Raw genomic sequence first — 16,660 nt, forward strand, 5'->3', positions numbered from 1 at the left:
GTAGTGCCACGCTTTTAATTGTTAACAGTTAGCGATTCACCTCGACGTAAGCCCAGGTCTACGCATTGTTCGGCTATTTGCAGAGTCTAGGGTTTCATGCCCCAGATCTCGGTAGAAATGGCAGCGAATGCTCGCGCAAGTTCGCAGCCCCACAAGGCAACTTCCGCTGCATCGTAGCTTGTTTTCGTCGCGACTCCGACATGTGAAAGATGATAGCCTCTGGCTTGATATGGGTGCTCTACCCCGAATAGTTGCTGTTGCTTTGAGGGGCTTCTGTGTCGCGATAGCCGCACTAGGTTTTCGGTTTCTAACCGCTCAGCAACTTCCCATGCTCGATGGAGCGCAGTGCACATATTAATTTTTGACTCGCCTTCAACCTCATCGTGCTCGTCAGTGAAGAACCCGATTTTGGCGGAGAACTTCGGCTGTGAAGTTGCCACCCTCGTGCCTTGCACTTGTCCAAATACCCAGGTACCTGGAACTGAGTAGTCAAGGCTCGGATAGCGACTGTCTGCGTAGGTTAACTCCACCTTCACCTCGGGACCAAGCGTTGTTAATGCTTGTCCCAGCAGCCGACGAGTTTTGGCCTTGGTACCGGGTAAGCCCGCGAGCAGCAAAATGTCATTCAACAGCTGACCTGCCAGAGGATTCGTCGGCTCCAATTTGTGGAGCAGATCTGACCAGGAAACCGCCCGTAGGGTCGGGCGTTCGGTCAATACTTCGACCACGTCGATAGCATCACAAGCTGGCACCAAGAGGATACCTGCCGAATTCGGAAATCGATCTGCATATCGATCCATCTGCTCGGTAGATGCAAAATCGTCGATTTTTGCTTCGAGAAACACGTATTTATCGTTTCTCGCGCTGAACGTTAGATCTGTGTCCAGCAGTTCGCGCCGGATACTCTCCGGATCGATATTATTCAGCTCAAAGCCAGTGAGGGAGCTGAGCGCCGCTCCGAATTCGTCAGGGTGGCAGATGGCCAAAGCCGATAACGCGCGAACCGCGCTCTGCTCTGAAGTCCAAGCTTGTGGGAGGCGAGGCGAGGTCATAAATATTATCCTTGCCCCAAAGAGAGAAATGACCTCGTGCAACACGCACGAGGTCATTCCAACTCTTGTATTATTTAGATCCACATGGCTGGATCAATATATTCGGCCGGGTCCACCGCAGGCTTGCGTTCCTCGGGAGTGCGCGGGCGGTTCTGCGCCGGAATACCGGTGACAATGGATCCTGCCGGAGCATCCTTGACTACCACTGCGTTGGCGCCCACCGCGGAGTCTGCACCAATGGTGATCGGGCCAAGCACCTTCGCACCGGCACCAATGACCACGCGGTCCCCGATGGTGGGGTGGCGCTTGACCTTAGCCAGTGAGCGTCCGCCGAGGGTGACCCCGTGATAGAGCATCACATCTTCGCCGATTTCGGCGGTTTCACCGATCACGATGCCCATGCCGTGGTCGATAAAGAAGCGCCGTCCAATGGTGGCACCGGGGTGGATCTCGATGCCGGTGATTGCACGGTTAGCCTGTGAGAGCAGGCGTGCCGGCCATTTGAGCGACGGGTTCTGCCACATCTTATGCGCCAAGCGGTGCATCCAGATCGCGTGCAGTCCTGAATACACGAAGAAGTTTTCGGTATCACTACGGGCTGCCGGGTCATGGGAGCGAGCGGTGGCGAGATCTTCGCGTAACCGGGAGAAAAAACTCATAAATACAACCTTTGTGCTTGCAGCAAGCTGACGTGCCCTGAAACAGGGAACATGACAAATCGGCGTGAGCCGCTTGATGGACCTATATAGATCCAACAGCGCGTCACGCCGATTTATTCACGACTTTGAAAACTAGTTATTAGCCGCGGATGTCATCAAAGAGCAAGGTGGAGATGTAACGCTCGCCAAAGTCGGGAACGATGGTGACGATCTGCTTGCCTGCGTACTCTTCACGGGCAGCAATCTGCAACGCACCCCATACCGCGGCGCCGGCGGAGATACCGCCAAGAATGCCTTCCTTCACACCCAGTGCGCGAGCCACCGAAACGGAGTCTTCGATCGACGCATCAAGCACCTCGTCGTAGAGTTCGGTATCCAGCACCTCGGGGATGAAGTTTGCGCCCAGACCCTGAATCTTGTGTGGGCCTGGCTTGCCGCCATTGAGGATTGGTGAATCCTTCGGCTCCACCGCAACGATCAGCAGGTTAGGGTTCTTTTCCTTCAGGTAGCGTCCGGCGCCGGTGATGGTGCCACCGGTACCGATACCTGCCACGAGCACCTCAACCTTGCCGTCGGTGTCTTCCCAGATCTCTGGGCCGGTGGTTTCCGCGTGAACCTGTGGGTTCGCGGTGTTGGCGAACTGCTGGGCCCAAATAGCGTTATCCGAGGTAGCGACGATTTCCTTCGCCTTTTCTACCGCGCCACGCATGCCGTCGGCGCCCGGGGTCAATACGATCTCGGCACCGTAAGCGCGGAGCATGACGCGGCGCTCGGTGGACATCGTCTCTGGCATGGTCAAGATGACCTTGTAACCGCGAGCGGCGCCCACCATGGCCAGGGCGATACCGGTGTTGCCACTGGTGCCTTCCACGATGGTTCCGCCTGGTTTGAGCGCACCGGACTTTTCTGCGGCGTCCACGATGGCGACACCGATACGATCCTTGACCGAGTTGGCTGGGTTGTAGAATTCCAGCTTAACTGCGACGCTACCTGGCAGGCCCTCGCCCAAACGGTTGAGCTTAACTAGAGGGGTCTTACCGATGATCTCGGTGACGTTGTTGTAGATCTTGCCCATTTGTATGCAATCCTTACGTGACTTGGTGCAGGCCGCTGTTGCCCGGCGTGTGGTGCTGAAGTTTCAGTACTAAGCCTAATCGGCTCGTTGAACACTCAGGACTCGTTAAGCCATTGAGCGTAATATTTCCTGACTTTTACGAGCTTCGGGTCAATAATGACTCGACAATATCCGACTTCTTGGTTCTCCGAGTAGAAATCTTGGTGAACTTGCTCGGCCGGGTAGAAATCTTTGGACTCCTCAATCGTGGTGACGATCGGGCTGGGGTACAGTGCCGCGTACTTGTTGATGGCTGCTTCAAAGAGCTCACGCTGTGCATCATCGAGTGGGAACATTGCCGAACGATACTGGGTACCCACGTCGTAGCCTTGGCGGTTTAATGTGGTCGGATCATGCACCGTGAAGAACATGTCCAAGATAATTTCCGCCGGGACCACCTGTTCGTCGAAGATCACCGCGACAACTTCCGCGTGACCGCTAGTGCCGGAACAGACCTGACGGTAATCCGGATTTGTGGTGTGTCCGCCCTGATATCCGGAGAGCACCGCGTGCACTCCGCGGGTGCGCTGATAAACGGCGTCTAAACACCAGAAACAACCGCCCGCTAAAACGAAGGTTGTCAGTTTGGTGTCCTCGACGTTCAACGACGCGGAAAAATGATGGGGTGTGTCTAATCTGAGAGTACTCACAGAGTTCATAACGTCGCGGCGTTGCATTATGTTCCACACCCAGTTTCAGCGCGTAGGGTAGAAATATGCAGAGCAAGGCTAATACCCCGCAGAATCCGGCAGCGAAAACTCCGGCTGGGCAGTCCGCGAACCTCTCCACCGTCAACGGCGAGGCCACGGAAGGAACAGAGACCGAAGCTAGTGCCAGCCTCACCACGTTGGGCGCAGTGCTCGAAGCAGTCGAGGAACTGTGGCCAGAATCGTTGGCCGAAGACTGGGACGCCGTTGGGCTAGTTACCGGTCGCATTACCGCACCGGTGAAGAAGATCGTGATGGCGGTGGATCCGACCCTAGAGGTCATTAACGACGCGATCACCCGCGGGGCAGATTTGTTGATCACCCATCACCCGTTGTTGTTGCGTGGTGTCACCCAGGTGGCCGGAACCAGCTTTAAAGGCGAGGCGATTCACCGGCTGATTGAATCCGGTACCGCACTACTGACAGCGCACACCAATGCAGATAACGCCATTGGTGGTGTTAATGATGCCCTGGCCGATGCCTTTGGTCTCAAAGACTGTGTCCCGCTGGTCGAATCTAAGGATGGGTTACCCGAAGAGGGTTTGGGCCGGGTTGGTTTCCTCGATAAGCCGATGAAGCTCGAAGATTTTGCCGAACGGGTCTTTACCGTGCTTCCGGCAGTTGCCGGTGGTGTTCGGGTGGCCGGTGACCGGCTGGGAATTGTCCGCAAGATCGCGTTGTGCGGTGGAGCTGGTGACTCACTCTTTGACGCGGTGCGCGCCCACAAGGCAGACGTTTACGTCACCGCAGATTTGCGCCACCATCCGGCCAGTGAGGCGCGCGAGGCTGCCGAGGGGGGACATCCTTTCCTGATCGATGTTTCGCACTTCGCCTCCGAGTGGGTGTGGCTTTCCGCCGGCGCCCGCGCGTTGGAAAACGTTCTGCAAGATTTGGGCCATGAGGTACAGATCGAGGTGTCCCAGGTGAACTCCGATCCTTGGGACTTCGTGCTGACTCCATAACATGTTGCATCATCTTGAACTTTGGGTAGCCGACCTGAGCGCCAGTACTGGTTCCTTGGGTTGGCTATTCTTGCGTCTGGGATTCGAAGTCGAAGCTACTTGGCCCAGCGGCATCAGCTACCGCCACCAAGACTTCTACATCGTGCTCGAATCCGGACCGGACGTGAGCCAAGGGCCGCATCAACGCACGGCGCCGGGGCTAAACCATGTGGCCTTTCACGCCGGTAGCCGCGAACAGGTCGATGAGCTGGCCATCGAGGCGCAACAGCACGGGTTTACGCTGATGTTTGCCGATGAGCATCCGTTTGCCGGGGGAGCGGAGCACTATGCTGCCTATCTGGAAGATACGTCGGGATTCGAAGTTGAGCTGGTCGCGCAGTTCTAGCCACAGTGATTTAGCCCTACCCAGGTCGCAAAAATACCGGGGTGCGGCAAACTTTCTGAGATCCGGTTAGTCGAGATTCGCTTCGATCCAGAACTGCCTCGCCTCGCGGATAGCCTCGGCATTTTGCTGTCCACCGTAGGTGGCCGCAAAACGTGCATCTGCGACGTACAACTCGGACAGGCCGGTATACGCGGTGCGATCCGGGACTCGACCGGCCCAGTACTCGGTCACCCAACGATGATGCGCGGCAATCAGCGACTGAAAGCGTGCGCCGGAAGGATCTACTCCTGCGGCCGCGGCCTCGCGCAACGCTGTATTGATGTCAACGCTTCGCTGGCCATCGGCTTGGAGCTGGTCCTCGCTCATTTGCTCGCGACGCTTCGCGCTTCGCTCCCATGCGTCGTCGCCCCATCTGCCGCGTACCTCGGCTTCGTGCTGGCTCTGGTCGAATCCGTCGAAAATATCCTTGATGGTCATGCTCTTACCTTTCGTGACTGCGTCCAACGTGTGTCGAACGGCAGTGATTTGCTGAATGGTTCGGTCTCGGCGCTCTTCCAGAAGCGCGAGATGGGTGGTGATTGCTTCGGCGAGCGTTCCATCGTCTTCTAGCGCGTTCTGGATTGTCGCGAGCGGAAGCTCCAACGCGCGCAGTGACAGGATTCGGTAGAGCCGTGATAATTCCGTCTCGCCGTAGAACCGGTATCCGTTGTGTGCGACTCGGGAGGGACGGAGCAGACCGATCTGCTCGTAGTGTCGTAACGTGCGACTGGTGAGCCCGGTCGCGCGGGCTACATCTTTGATTGGCCACTCCGGCATTGCTGCGCTCCTTGGCTAGGTTTTGTTTGGGTTGGGTGTCTGTGCTTTGGTAGTTTCGAATTTCCGTTGAGGTGTTCCTCGACCAAGTGTGTACTGCCACCTGATCCGCGAACATGTCAGCTGTGGTGAACTCCCGCGTTTCGAACGGCCAGGCGACTTAGCTGCGCTCGACCGCGCCTGCTGAGAAGGATGCCGTGGCCGTGCCTCCAACCGCGGTCTCTTGAGTTGCGAGGATGTCTTGATACTTTGCGCGGCGAAGGTGTACCAGGGCAGGAGTATTTTCCGGGCCGGGGATGGCTGCAAGGTTTACGAACCCAGCGTGTACGTACAGTGTTTGGGTGGCCGCGAGGTCGCAGATTGACCAGTTGATTGCTGGCGCGTTGTGTTTGGTCATAAATGTAACCCTGCCAGTTGACGTTACGTCAGAGTCAAGGGTTTGAAATCGTGGGCGTCGTTAGTCGGCTCAAATCGAGATCATCGCCCGCCCAATTCTCGTCTCGACGCCCGAATGAAATGCTCCCCAGAAGGTGGGCTGAGAAATCAGAAACCAACATCGGGGGAGCAGGTCACAAAATGCCCGGGGCTATTTAATCGATACAGAAAGTGGCGAAGCTTAGTTGCCTTATCCCGCTTGATACTCGTCATTGCCCGTCGACGAGCGTCCCGTTCTCGGAGCGCTGGTAGCTACGGGCATTGGTGCCCCACGAAATATTCGTTTCCTTTGAGGCGTTCGGGTACGCAGAAATGGACAAGAAGTTCACCTTTATACCGGCAGGGGACGACTACGGCCTACCTAGCTAAATCAGGCCGGTCAGCAGGGTACTACTTGGCTGTGGTGAACTGGTGATCCTCTGCCAGCAGGATATTCAGTGCCAGGCCCTTCTTATCTTCTAACAGCCGCGCATCCCATTTGGTTTGCGCCAGGGCCAGTAGCTCCTCTGGATTCTGCGGGGTGACCGACTGCTGAACGAGGAAGCGAGCGACCTCTCCGCGGGTGTGCTTGGCAAAGTGCGAGACCACCTTCGGGGTGCCGTTGCGCATCTGGAATACGTTCACCGCAACGCTGTTTCCACTACTTGGCTTGTAAGCTGCCGCGTAGGTGCTTGACCGAGCATCCACGATCAGCTGATCGCCGGCTACTTCGTCGAGGACCGGGGTCAGTCGTTTCTTCCACCAGCTGGTCAGCTTGCCCAGTGGTTCAAGCTTGGCCGACATGGATAAGCGGTACGGGGGGATTCGGTCGCCGAAGCGGACTGCGCCCCACAGCGCGGAAACCACGATGATGGAGTCATCTGCACGCTGTTGTGCCGCGGGATCTAGCGAGGAATAATTCAGCGCCTCAAAAAGCACACCCGAATAAATGTCATGCGCCTTCGCCGCGGGCTCGGTGTGCAGGTTAATGTTGCGCGCTACCTCCTTGGCCAGGGACGCTCCCACACCGAGCACCTCCATGGCGTTTTCGCGGGCCGAGACTTCGGACAGGGCCGCTAGCACCGCAGCTCGATCCTCTGTCAGCTGCGCAAAGGAAAGCTCACCGGAAACAAACGGTGCGCCGTGAGCATGAGCGGTTTTACCTTCGGAAGGTGGCAACAAAATAAGCACGCCTTCCAGCTTATCCGAGATCAACCGGGGCTCAGCGCAGGTAGATAGCTGGAACGAAGAGCTGATCATGTACGAATCACCGGCACCTAGCTACGCTGAGCACAGTAACCTGAACTCGATTTTTGCAGTGAGGAAACATCATGAATGAATCTGCGCACAGCTCTTCCTCGGAGGAATACGACTTTGACCTGATAGTCATTGGTGCCGGCCCGGCAGGGGAGAACGCGGCCGATTACGCGGTCAAGCATGGGTTGCGGGTCGCAATCATTGAGTCTGAACTGGTTGGCGGCGAATGTTCCTATTGGGCGTGCATGCCGTCCAAGGCACTGCTTCGCAGTGGGCAGGCGTTGAATGCGGCACGCAGGTTACCTGGAGCAAAGCAGGCAATCACCTCACCGATCAACGTCGAGCAGGTATTAGCGCGACGGGATTCATTCGCCGGTGACTGGGATGACTCGGGGCAAACCGGGTGGCTAGACTCGGCGGGGATTGAGCTGATTCGCGGCCGCGGTGAACTTGTCGGTGCGCATCTTGTCCAGGTTGGACAGGCCCAGTATTCGGCGCTCGCCGTGGTGCTTGCTACCGGTTCGGTGCCGGCGCTGCCCAATATTGAGGGTTTAGTACAGGCCAAACCCTGGGGCACCAGAGAAGCTACCGCGGCTAAAGAAATTCCCGCGCGCTTGATCATTATTGGTGCAGGTGTGGCGGGCACCGAGCTGGCCTTCGCCTTTTCTTCCCTTGGTTCACAGGTCACGATGCTCTCCCGCGGATCCTTGGTCAGTCGTGAGGAACCATTTGTTGGCAAATATCTTGCGAAAGCACTAGAAGTTGCGGGCGTTCAGTTCCTTCAGGGTGTCACCCCGGATCGTGTAGACCGAGACGCAGAGGGTGTGGTGAGCGTCCGGCTTGGGGACGGTAGGCAAATTTTCGCCGATCAGGTGCTGGTTTCTACCGGCAGGCGGGCTAATACCGCGAATCTTGGCTTGGCGGCACTGAACCTGGACCCCACGGCAAAGCTGAGTGTGGATGACACGATGCTCGTTGAGGGCTTCGACTGGCTTTACGCGGTGGGCGATGTGAATTCCCGCGCCGCACTAACCCATCAGGGAAAGTACCAGGCTCGCATTGCCGGTGAGGCGATCGCCGCGCGGCGCAACGGCGAACAGCTCTCGGAAAGGCAGTGGGGTAGCCACGTGGCGAGCGCTGATCACGTCGCCGTCCCACGAGTAATTTTTAGTGACCCGCAGGTCGCGGCCGTCGGAATGACCGAAGCGGAAGCGCGAGCTAAAAAACTCAACATCCGCTGTGTGGAGTACGAGCTGGGTGCAGTGGCCGGCGCCAGTCTGCACGCCGACGGGTATCAGGGCCATGCCAAGTTGGTCGTTGAGCAAAATCGCCAGGTGGTTATCGGGGCAACCTTTGTCGGTCAAGATGTCGCAGAGCTTTTGCACGCGGCGACTATTGCGATTGTCGGCGAGGTGGCTATGGACAGGTTGTGGCATGCGGTTCCCGCATACCCAACGATCAGTGAAATTTGGTTGCGCTTATTGGAGGAATATCATTTCGCTACGCCAAATGTGGCCAGCGGCTCGTAAGGCGAAGTCGGTGTAAGGAAACTGGCGGGGCTAGAATGGTTAACGAATGGGATGACTAGGCGATCGCGTGCCGTGCAAACGGCCCGAGGAACGTCCGGGCTCCACAGAACAGGGTGGTGGGTAACGCCCACTCGGGGTAACCCGCAGGCTAGTGCCACAGAAAATAGACCGCCAGGTTTTCCTGGTAAGGGTGAAACGGTGGTGTAAGAGACCACCAGCATTCCGGGTGACCGGGATGGCTTGGTAAACCCCACCCGGAGCAAGGTCAGACAGACTGCGTTATGAGGGCTGTTCGCCCCATGCAGTCGGGTGGACCGCTAGAGGCTGTCGGCAACGGCAGTCGTAGATAGATGATCGTCTTCGCGCAAGCGGACAGAACCCGGCGTATCGGTCATCCCATTCACTCACCACTCTGGTGAGATGATTCACAGGCGTCAGGCTCCGCTTCGCGGGTGCACCGTCTAGAATAGATACGTACTTGCGGGGATGATCCTGTTACCCCGCGCCACCGCAAAAGCAATGGTGCTTCTCACGGTGCCAACCGACTTTATGGATCTGGAAGTCGGCTGAAATGGAAGGATTTTCTGTGACCCAGCAGTCTGTCGTTGCCCAGGAAGAATGGAGCGGGCGCGAAGAGCTCGCCGAGGCCATGATTCCACTGATCGGACGTCTTAACCGCAAGAACAATGTGGTGACCTCGATCTACGGCCGTAAGTTGATCAACCAGTCGGCCATCGACATCATCAAGGCCCACCGCGTAGTGCGCCGGATTGATGGCAAGGAATTGGCGTTGACCACTACCATGCCGATCCTTGAAGCAATTGAATCCTTGAACGTTGGTTCGGTTTCCGTTGACTTGGGCCGCCTGAACAAGAAGTTCGTCGAATCCGGTTCGCAGGACCTGAACGCATTCCTCACCGAAGAATTGGGCGAAAAGGTCGGTCAGGCTGGCGCCACCGACGTTGAGCCACAGGACGTCGTGCTCTACGGATTTGGCCGTATCGGCCGTCTGCTGGCACGTATCCTCATCGAGCGCGGAGGCTACGGCCTGCGCCTGCGAGCCATCGTGGTGCGTAAGGGCTCGGATGACGACATCGTCAAGCGTGCTTCGCTGCTGCGTCGCGACTCGGTCCACGGCCGCTTTGACGGCTCGATCACCGTGGACGAGGCCAACAGCACCATCTTGGCCAACGGCACGCTGATCAAGGTCATCTACTCGAATGACCCAACCACCGTTGACTACACCGAGCATGGCATCAACAACGCCATCGTGGTGGATAACACCGGTCGCTGGCGTGACGAGGCTGGCCTGTCCCAGCACCTGCAGGCCAAGGGTGTTGCCCGCGTCCTGCTGACCGCACCGGGCAAGGGCGATCTGAAGAACATCGTCCACGGCATCAATGATTCCTGGATCACCGCCGAGGACAAGATCGTCACCGCCGCGTCGTGCACGACCAACGCGATCACCCCGATTCTGAAGGCACTGAACGACAAGTTCGGCGTCATCCACGGACACGTTGAAACCGTTCACTCGTTCACCAACGACCAGAACCTCATCGACAACTTCCACAAGGGTGAGCGTCGCGGCCGTTCGGCAGCGCTGAACATGGTGATCACCGAAACCGGTGCCGCCAAGGCCGTCGCCAAGGCCCTGCCAGAGCTCGAAGGCAAGCTGACCGGTAACGCAATCCGCGTGCCAACCCCAGATGTCTCCATGGCGATCCTGAACCTCAACCTTGAGAACGGGACCACCAAGGAAGAGCTGAACGCTTACCTGCGTGAGGCTTCGCTGACCTCCAGCCTGCACCGCCAGATCGACTACATCGATTCCCCTGAGGTGGTGTCCACCGACTTCGTCGGCTCACGCCGCGCAGGTATCGTCGATGGTTTGGCTACCATCGTCTCGGACAAGAACGCTATCGTTTACGTCTGGTACGACAACGAATTCGGTTACTCCTGCCAAGTAGTGCGCGTGATTGAATCAATCGCCGGCACTCACCCGGTAGCGGTTCCTGCAGTACAGGCTCAGCCGGCTTCCGTCTAAGTCTTAATGCATGCACGCAGCACCCCGATCCTTTTGTCTAAGGGTCGGGGTGCTGCGTTTTAAACCACGGGTGGCTTGCTAGAATTTGCCCTATGACTAGGCGTATGAATTATAGGATGACCCGGGCACACGCCGGTAGGCTAGTAGCACTTAGTCTGTGCACTGCGGCACTGAGCTCATGCAGTGTCCCGGGCAGCGAGCTTGGGCTCACCGCGGGCGAGCCGCGCGCGGTAGTCGGAGCTCACTCTTTGCATGATGATGGTGCGTCCATGACGGCCGAAGCGACCGGCGAGCTGACGCTGAGCGCCGGGCAGTGCTTCGAACTGCGTGGTCCGAACTCACGGTCGGCCTTGCTGATATGGCCCACCGAGGCTCACCTGTTGCCCGACGGTTGGCCAGGCCTGCAGGTTGACGATGAGGAGCTTCGCGTCGGCGAACAGCTGAGCATTTCCGGGGGATATCTCCAGCTCAGCGGCGCGGATGCCGAAGCCGTCGCCCAGTGCCAGTCGACCGGCGAAGCATTTGTGGTCCATGATCTTTCGCAGCACACCAAGAACTCGGATCCTGCCCAATAAGTGAGATTCGAATATATGTTCTAGTCATCTTTGGCTTGGTGATCTCCCTTGGTGGTGAAAGGCAAGAATGAAGCGCAGTCACTTGCTCTCGATGTGAATGGAAAGCCAGCTGCTGCTGGAGCCGGCAGGATCGCCGGTAGCGGCCTGTGGGCACATGCTCGCTATCCAGTCTCAGGATTTCCTTGCCGGCCGTTACGCGCTCGCCCAGCGCGCCGGGGCAAGTGTCACCAGACAAGAGGTAGATGCCTGCTTCAGGTCGGGGCAAATGGTGCGTTCATGGACCATGCGTGGCACGCTGCACACCGTCTTGTCCCGGGATGTGCGCTGGCTGATGGCGCTGACCAAAAAACGTACCCTGCAAAAAGTTGCTCCACGCCTGCGCGAATTGCAGATCAGCACCGCAACCATCGACACTGCCGGCACCCTGATCCATGACTGTTTAGAAGTCCATGGCAGCGCCAGCCGGAAAGCACTGTATGCCGAACTTAATGCCCATGGCATCGAGACGACTAATCAGCGCGGAATTCATTTGCTCATGGTCCTGGTGCAGGACGCGCTGATTTGCCTGGGGCCGATTCCCGAGGGAGCAGCTAAAGCCGCGCAGGACTTCGTACTGCTAGACCAGTGGGTCCGCACCCACCGTGAACCCAAAGAGCCACTACAAGAACTTCTGGTGCGTTATTTATCCTCGCAGGGTCCGGCAACCTTACGCGATGCCGCCTGGTATAGCGGGCAAACGCTGACAGCCATCAGGCGCGCGGCCGCCGAGCTGGGCGCCGCACTGTCCAGTGCTGGTGTTGATGGCGGGGGTGAGGACTTGTGGGTTGTTGCCGGCTCTGGCGCGGAGCTTTGATGAGTACTACCTGTCCTACGCCCAGCGGTCCACGGTGGCTACGGAAGAACTGGCGCGACAGATCGCACCGGGCAAAAACGGTATGTTCCTGCCCTTCTGGCTAGTGGATGGCCAGGCGCAGCGCCTATGGAACGCAAAAGCAGCGCCGACCGATTCACTCGGTGCGGCGCTGCATCAGCGTTATCTAGCATTCAGAAGCGACTAGTAGACCTAGTGGCCGAATGGATCTTCGTCGGTACCTGGTAGCCACGTGATACCGGGAACGCACCAACCCAACGACTTCTTCGCCTTCAGCCAGCGCTTGTCCCACCGGGGCACCAGCTTGTCCACGTACAAAAAACCGTCCAGGTGATCGAACTCGTGCTGCATGATGCGAGCGAACCAACCGGTAGCTTCAAACGACACCGGCTTGCCAAATTCATCCACGCCTTCCACCTTGGCGTACTCGGCCCGTTTCAGCGGAAAGTTTAGCCCCGGGACAGAGAGGCATCCCTCCGCCTCCTCATCGGGGTCTGGGGTCGCCTGAGAAACCTTGGACAGAGTGAGTACCGGGTTGATGAGCACGCCACGTTCGGGCGCCGTATCCTGGTCCGCATAGACGTAAGTGAAGATGCGTAGTCCGATACCGATCTGCGGAGCGGCAAGCCCTACGCCGTGGGCCGCATCCATAGTGGCGTGCATATCAGCGACGAGCTGACGCAACTGGTCATCAAACTCTGTGACTTGCGCTGCGCGCTGGTGCAGTACTGGTTCTCCATAAACGGTGATCTGCCGAATGGGCACGTGATCGGTTCCTTTCAAGGGTGCTAAGAAGTCTTCTCCAATAGTTTCACGGCTGAACTTACTTTTGCCACTAGCGCGGCAGTCCGTGAGCGTAGCAAGCATCGCGACGCAACCTGGTTACCCGGCGGCGATGCGCGACGGTTTACGGCAAGGTGGCGCGGGGTTTGTACGGGTTTACTAGTCTAGATTCACTACGAGGTTGTTGCGGCGCCAGCGCGGTAAGCTGCGCTCGGGCCGATCCGCTAGGGCTCGTGCACCGCGGGATGAGATGCACCTCACCGCGGAATCTGGCAGCTAGTCCAGCGTATCCATCCGGCGTGCGCAGGCACGATGCCAGCATTAGAACACATGTACTAAGGTGCTGATTAAACGGGAAGGGCTAACGTCCCCATGACGTTAGCCCTCTGGTCAGCTTCGTAGCCGCTCAGACTTCTGCGAGTGTCTAAAAAGCTTTATTCCCAATCAATCGAATTCTGAATCCCCCAAGATTCATGATGCATACTTCGATTGCACACTGTTTATTCTAGGATGCGAAACCCCAATTGAGGGACTGAAATAGGGTATTAGGTAGCCGATTGCCTGGATACAGGTAGTGCCTCCGAAAGCTCTTCAAGATTTTCCTCCAAGACGGGTTCCCGCACACTGCTCGGCAGCAGCTGGCGTCGAGTGGCGATGCCCAACTTCGTGTAAGAGCGCTGTAGGTGACCTTCAACAGTCCTTGGGGACAAAAACAGTTCTTCAGCGATTTCCTGATTGCTTGCACCACGTGCGGCAAGAACGCAGGTGGCATGCTCACGCTCGGTGAGTAACGAGCGAATGATGCGCCCACGGCCCAGCGATGGAGTATTAACCTGTTCAAGCGGCACAGCTGTTTCGGTAGCTAGTGCCAATAACCGCGATGCCAACGTACGCTGACCTAAATCACGGGCAGCGACCGACGCTCGGTGGGCAACCTCGGCTGCATAGAGCAAACGTTGTGAAGCTACATGAGCCGAGACAAGCCCTTCTACGGCTGATTGGCTCGGCGCCTCAATCACCGAAGCGTACTGTGCCAGGGCTTGCGCCAACGGCCCCTGCACCAACGCAGCGGCCTCGCTCAGTTCATCAACTTCAACCGACAGTCCAAGACGCCACGCATCATGAAGCAGACGCAGGCGTGAGAGTCTGCGACCAAACTTTTCCGCGTGGGCTAAGCAATGAGCCAAGTGATCCTCGGCGGCCTGTCGACCCTCCAGTTCTAAGAGAACCGGTAATAAGGCTCGGTCCGCCAAAGGGCGCATAATCTGTCCCGACATTGCCGGGGAGGACTGAACCACTGAATAATACATTCGAGCCTTCGGCAGGTCTCCGACCAGTACCGCAGCACAAGCGGCGAAACAGGCGGTGAAGCCCGTCAGCATGTACGGGTCCGAATACGAGGTCAGTGCTAATGCCTGCTCAAAAGCCTGTAGCGCGCCAAGCGCCACACCTTGTTCCAGAAGTTCGAGCCCATGAGCGGTGAGATAGTTAGCATGGTTGATCGCCAGACCAGCAAAATCGATTCCGGCCAAGAGCGCGCCGAATTCCGGGCTCACTCCGCCCAAGGATGAAGACAGCACCGGTAACGCAAAGAACAGTTCCGTCTGAGTCGCAGGGGTAGCCAAGCTCCATGACGTATCGGCGACGTGCCCTGCTAATTCTTCAAACGCACTCACCGGACGCCCGGCATAACAATCTTCAATCAGCACATGCGCCAGGCACGCTGCACGTAACTCCGGGGAGATGCTCTGGTCAGCTGCGTACTCGCGTAACTTCACCGTGTCCACCACCTGCTGGGCACGAGAAAGCAAGAGCAGCCGATAGGCATGACTTTCCACCGGATCATTGGGCTCAGAATCAATAATCTGCGTTGCCAAGTCGGGGCGGCCCAGACCGGCGAAAGCGATTTTTGCTGCCACGCCCCGTAGCTGCGCGCTACCTGTTTGTAACATCGGCTGAAGCACCGACAAGGCCACCTCGGGTTTGCCCAACTCATATAACGCGTCGGCACGCAGCACCAATACGTGCTCCAACATCCCCTGATCGGTAAAGGATTCACGATCCAAAGCATCGGTCAATGCCACAACCTGCGCAAAACGTCGTGCTTGGGCCGAGGTCACCACATCATCAAACAGTTCCTGGGCCGGAATCGCGATCCCCAACATCAACCGATGCCTGGTGAACCACGCCCGGGAATTGGACGTGAGAACATCCCTCGGGAAAGTATCCGAGGCACGCCGCAGATAGTCACGAAGTTGGGCTTGGGTCAAAGTATTCAAAACGGTTTGTGGGGCAAGCCCGGAACTGAGCACTACCGCCAGCTCGCGCTCGCCGGTGGTTTCGTCCTGCCACAGGGTCACTAATTTCGCCAGTCGGGATTCAAGCACCTGTGGCAATGTTGAACCGAGCAACTGCTGCGCAAAGGGGTATTTGAGTCGGCCGGTCACAGCCAATAGCTCTATCGCCTCACGGATCGACGGGGGTTGTGCATGGAGCCGTGAGGCAATGAGATCAGAGATTCGAGGACCCTGAGGGTTCCACGACCGATCTAAGGTCCAGTAGCAGCCTTGTTTGGTGAGCACTTTGGCCTTTTGTGCGTCCAAGGTGAGTTCATGAAGGTGCAGAGCATTTCCGTCGGATAACTCAAGCAGGGTTCCTATGGTGCTGGAGTTTACTTGGCCACCGAAGACATCTTCGAGAATCACTTCGGCGTCGGCAAAAGTGAGTCTGGTTAGTTCAATGCGAGTTGCTCGGGCGCTGGTGCGCAAATCCTTCAGGGATTGAGGCAAATGCTTAATTGCGCTGGTAGCGACTACAAGATGGATGTTTCCGGTCAGAGAAAGTTGGCTGAATACTGCCGCGCTTTGCTCGTCGGCGTGCTCAGCTTGGTCTAAGAAAAGATAGAGGCCTTGGTTCGCGGTGTATTGCACTAACTCCGAGATCATTTCGGCGGGCGTAAAATTGCTCGTTTGCGTCGGCAGTTGTGCGGTTAAGGTCGACAGCAGGGCGAAGGGAACTTCCTGCAGGGCCTTTGCCGCGGTAATCCAGTAGCTCTTGCCGGGATGGTTTGACAGGGTTTGATGCGCAAATGTTGTGCGCCCACTACCGAACTGTCCCACGATGAATACGGGAGCGCCTTGCAAGACCGAGGCGTGAGCCTCTTGGTATGCATGCTGACGAGAGGGCAACTTCTGGGGGAGCGCCCTAGGCGATGCATTCATAGGCCTAATTTTGTACCTGGTTATGAGCTTAGTCAAGTAATGGAATCGCAAATTCAGGTAGCAAACGTACTGGACAACAGCTGGATAGTTAGCTTAAAATCCCGGACTGCCGACGATTTAAGCTGCAGATTTAACCGCTGGTCTGTAGTGAAAACTATTTTCTGACTGTGGAATAAGTTGTGGCTGACGAATGCGCGGACCGTAGAGTGTGGGACTTAACCCGAATGTGGCACAAATGATTGAGCAGAAAACAGAAACGGTCTGATCCAAAACT

Annotated in this window: 16 protein-coding genes and 1 other RNA gene; 8 read left to right on the top strand and 9 right to left on the bottom strand. The window is 57.3% G+C overall.

Annotated elements, in window-relative coordinates:
- Positions 1 to 86: 86 nt before the first annotated feature.
- The 4 genes from CIK74_RS01525 to msrA form a co-directional block, all read right to left on the bottom strand.
- Positions 87 to 1,052, bottom strand: a complete 966-nt coding sequence (locus CIK74_RS01525) for a hypothetical protein (RefSeq protein ID WP_096253941.1) — start codon at positions 1,050 to 1,052, stop codon at positions 87 to 89.
- A 74-nt stretch (positions 1,053 to 1,126) separates the two neighbouring features.
- Positions 1,127 to 1,711, bottom strand: coding sequence for a serine O-acetyltransferase EpsC (epsC, locus tag CIK74_RS01530; protein ID WP_096253942.1), 585 nt, complete (start codon positions 1,709 to 1,711; stop codon positions 1,127 to 1,129).
- Positions 1,712 to 1,850: 139 nt separating this feature from the next.
- Complete coding sequence (cysK, locus tag CIK74_RS01535; protein WP_096253943.1) at positions 1,851 to 2,786, bottom strand: cysteine synthase A; 936 nt, start codon at positions 2,784 to 2,786, stop codon at positions 1,851 to 1,853.
- A gap of 95 nt (positions 2,787 to 2,881) precedes the next feature.
- Positions 2,882 to 3,409: a peptide-methionine (S)-S-oxide reductase MsrA gene (gene msrA, locus CIK74_RS01540; RefSeq protein WP_096253953.1), complete on the bottom strand. Its 528-nt coding sequence runs from the start codon at positions 3,407 to 3,409 to the stop codon at positions 2,882 to 2,884.
- A 131-nt stretch (positions 3,410 to 3,540) separates the two neighbouring features.
- On the opposite strand from msrA, the gene CIK74_RS01545 reads away from it, so the two are divergent.
- Positions 3,541 to 4,494 (top strand): Nif3-like dinuclear metal center hexameric protein, encoded by a 954-nt coding sequence (locus CIK74_RS01545; protein ID WP_240520425.1) that lies wholly within the window; start codon positions 3,541 to 3,543, stop codon positions 4,492 to 4,494.
- Between the two features lies 1 nt (position 4,495).
- The gene (locus CIK74_RS01550; protein ID WP_096253944.1) at positions 4,496 to 4,879 is read left to right on the top strand and encodes a VOC family protein; all 384 of its coding nucleotides are present in this window, start codon (positions 4,496 to 4,498) and stop codon (positions 4,877 to 4,879) included.
- A 66-nt stretch (positions 4,880 to 4,945) separates the two neighbouring features.
- Here the strand turns inward: CIK74_RS01550 and CIK74_RS01555 are convergent, their stop codons facing one another.
- The 3 genes from CIK74_RS01555 to CIK74_RS01565 all read right to left on the bottom strand — a co-directional run bounded on the left by CIK74_RS01555 (position 4,946) and on the right by CIK74_RS01565 (position 7,366).
- Complete coding sequence (locus CIK74_RS01555) at positions 4,946 to 5,695, bottom strand: MerR family transcriptional regulator (RefSeq protein WP_096253945.1); 750 nt, start codon at positions 5,693 to 5,695, stop codon at positions 4,946 to 4,948.
- A gap of 157 nt (positions 5,696 to 5,852) precedes the next feature.
- Positions 5,853 to 6,089 carry a hypothetical protein gene (locus tag CIK74_RS01560; protein WP_096253946.1) on the bottom strand — a complete coding sequence of 79 codons (237 nt, stop codon included), beginning with the start codon at positions 6,087 to 6,089 and terminating at the stop codon, positions 5,853 to 5,855.
- 428 nt (positions 6,090 to 6,517) lie between these two features.
- A complete protein-coding gene (locus CIK74_RS01565; RefSeq protein ID WP_343251917.1) occupies positions 6,518 to 7,366 on the bottom strand; it encodes a peroxide stress protein YaaA in 849 nt (282 codons plus the stop codon).
- Positions 7,367 to 7,437: 71 nt separating this feature from the next.
- Between CIK74_RS01565 and CIK74_RS01570 the strand changes: the two genes are divergently transcribed.
- The 6 genes from CIK74_RS01570 to CIK74_RS01595 all read left to right on the top strand — a co-directional run bounded on the left by CIK74_RS01570 (position 7,438) and on the right by CIK74_RS01595 (position 12,569).
- Positions 7,438 to 8,892 carry an NAD(P)/FAD-dependent oxidoreductase gene (locus CIK74_RS01570; protein WP_096253947.1) on the top strand — a complete coding sequence of 485 codons (1,455 nt, stop codon included), beginning with the start codon at positions 7,438 to 7,440 and terminating at the stop codon, positions 8,890 to 8,892.
- A gap of 47 nt (positions 8,893 to 8,939) precedes the next feature.
- An RNA gene (gene rnpB / locus CIK74_RS01575) (RNase P RNA component class A) lies at positions 8,940 to 9,295 on the top strand.
- Positions 9,296 to 9,463: 168 nt separating this feature from the next.
- Complete coding sequence (locus tag CIK74_RS01580; protein WP_096253948.1) at positions 9,464 to 10,936, top strand: glyceraldehyde-3-phosphate dehydrogenase; 1,473 nt, start codon at positions 9,464 to 9,466, stop codon at positions 10,934 to 10,936.
- A gap of 116 nt (positions 10,937 to 11,052) precedes the next feature.
- Positions 11,053 to 11,511, top strand: a complete 459-nt coding sequence (locus tag CIK74_RS01585; RefSeq protein ID WP_096253949.1) for a hypothetical protein — start codon at positions 11,053 to 11,055, stop codon at positions 11,509 to 11,511.
- Positions 11,512 to 11,608: 97 nt separating this feature from the next.
- Positions 11,609 to 12,364 carry a winged helix DNA-binding domain-containing protein gene (locus tag CIK74_RS01590; protein WP_096253950.1) on the top strand — a complete coding sequence of 252 codons (756 nt, stop codon included), beginning with the start codon at positions 11,609 to 11,611 and terminating at the stop codon, positions 12,362 to 12,364.
- Positions 12,336 to 12,569, top strand: coding sequence for a hypothetical protein (locus tag CIK74_RS01595; RefSeq protein ID WP_096253951.1), 234 nt, complete (start codon positions 12,336 to 12,338; stop codon positions 12,567 to 12,569). Before CIK74_RS01590 ends, CIK74_RS01595 begins: the two co-directional genes overlap by 29 nt.
- Positions 12,570 to 12,574: 5 nt before the next feature.
- Here CIK74_RS01595 and def read toward each other — a convergent pair whose 3' ends face one another.
- Positions 12,575 to 13,147: a peptide deformylase gene (def, locus tag CIK74_RS01600; RefSeq protein ID WP_096253955.1), complete on the bottom strand. Its 573-nt coding sequence runs from the start codon at positions 13,145 to 13,147 to the stop codon at positions 12,575 to 12,577.
- A 563-nt stretch (positions 13,148 to 13,710) separates the two neighbouring features.
- Positions 13,711 to 16,386, bottom strand: coding sequence for a LuxR family transcriptional regulator (locus CIK74_RS01605; RefSeq protein WP_096253952.1), 2,676 nt, complete (start codon positions 16,384 to 16,386; stop codon positions 13,711 to 13,713).
- Between the last annotated feature and the right edge of the window lie 274 nt (positions 16,387 to 16,660).

The sequence above is a fragment of the Glutamicibacter sp. BW77 genome (assembly GCF_002332285.1).
GTDB lineage: Bacteria > Actinomycetota > Actinomycetes > Actinomycetales > Micrococcaceae > Glutamicibacter > Glutamicibacter bergerei.

Bases quoted from the DNA above. Each gene is read 5' to 3' on its own strand.
- CIK74_RS01525 (WP_096253941.1), bottom strand. From the start codon at position 1,052: ATGACCTCGCCTCGCCTCCCACAAGCTTGGACTTCAGAGCAGAGCGCG.
- epsC (WP_096253942.1), bottom strand. From the start codon at position 1,711: ATGAGTTTTTTCTCCCGGTTACGCGAAGATCTCGCCACCGCTCGCTCC.
- cysK (WP_096253943.1), bottom strand. From the start codon at position 2,786: ATGGGCAAGATCTACAACAACGTCACCGAGATCATCGGTAAGACCCCT.
- CIK74_RS01545 (WP_240520425.1), top strand. From the start codon at position 3,541: ATGCAGAGCAAGGCTAATACCCCGCAGAATCCGGCAGCGAAAACTCCG.
- CIK74_RS01550 (WP_096253944.1), top strand. From the start codon at position 4,496: ATGTTGCATCATCTTGAACTTTGGGTAGCCGACCTGAGCGCCAGTACT.
- CIK74_RS01555 (WP_096253945.1), bottom strand. From the start codon at position 5,695: ATGCCGGAGTGGCCAATCAAAGATGTAGCCCGCGCGACCGGGCTCACC.
- CIK74_RS01560 (WP_096253946.1), bottom strand. From the start codon at position 6,089: ATGACCAAACACAACGCGCCAGCAATCAACTGGTCAATCTGCGACCTC.
- CIK74_RS01565 (WP_343251917.1), bottom strand. From the start codon at position 7,366: ATGATCAGCTCTTCGTTCCAGCTATCTACCTGCGCTGAGCCCCGGTTG.
- CIK74_RS01570 (WP_096253947.1), top strand. From the start codon at position 7,438: ATGAATGAATCTGCGCACAGCTCTTCCTCGGAGGAATACGACTTTGAC.
- CIK74_RS01580 (WP_096253948.1), top strand. From the start codon at position 9,464: ATGGAAGGATTTTCTGTGACCCAGCAGTCTGTCGTTGCCCAGGAAGAA.
- CIK74_RS01585 (WP_096253949.1), top strand. From the start codon at position 11,053: ATGACCCGGGCACACGCCGGTAGGCTAGTAGCACTTAGTCTGTGCACT.
- CIK74_RS01590 (WP_096253950.1), top strand. From the start codon at position 11,609: ATGGAAAGCCAGCTGCTGCTGGAGCCGGCAGGATCGCCGGTAGCGGCC.
- CIK74_RS01605 (WP_096253952.1), bottom strand. From the start codon at position 16,386: ATGAATGCATCGCCTAGGGCGCTCCCCCAGAAGTTGCCCTCTCGTCAG.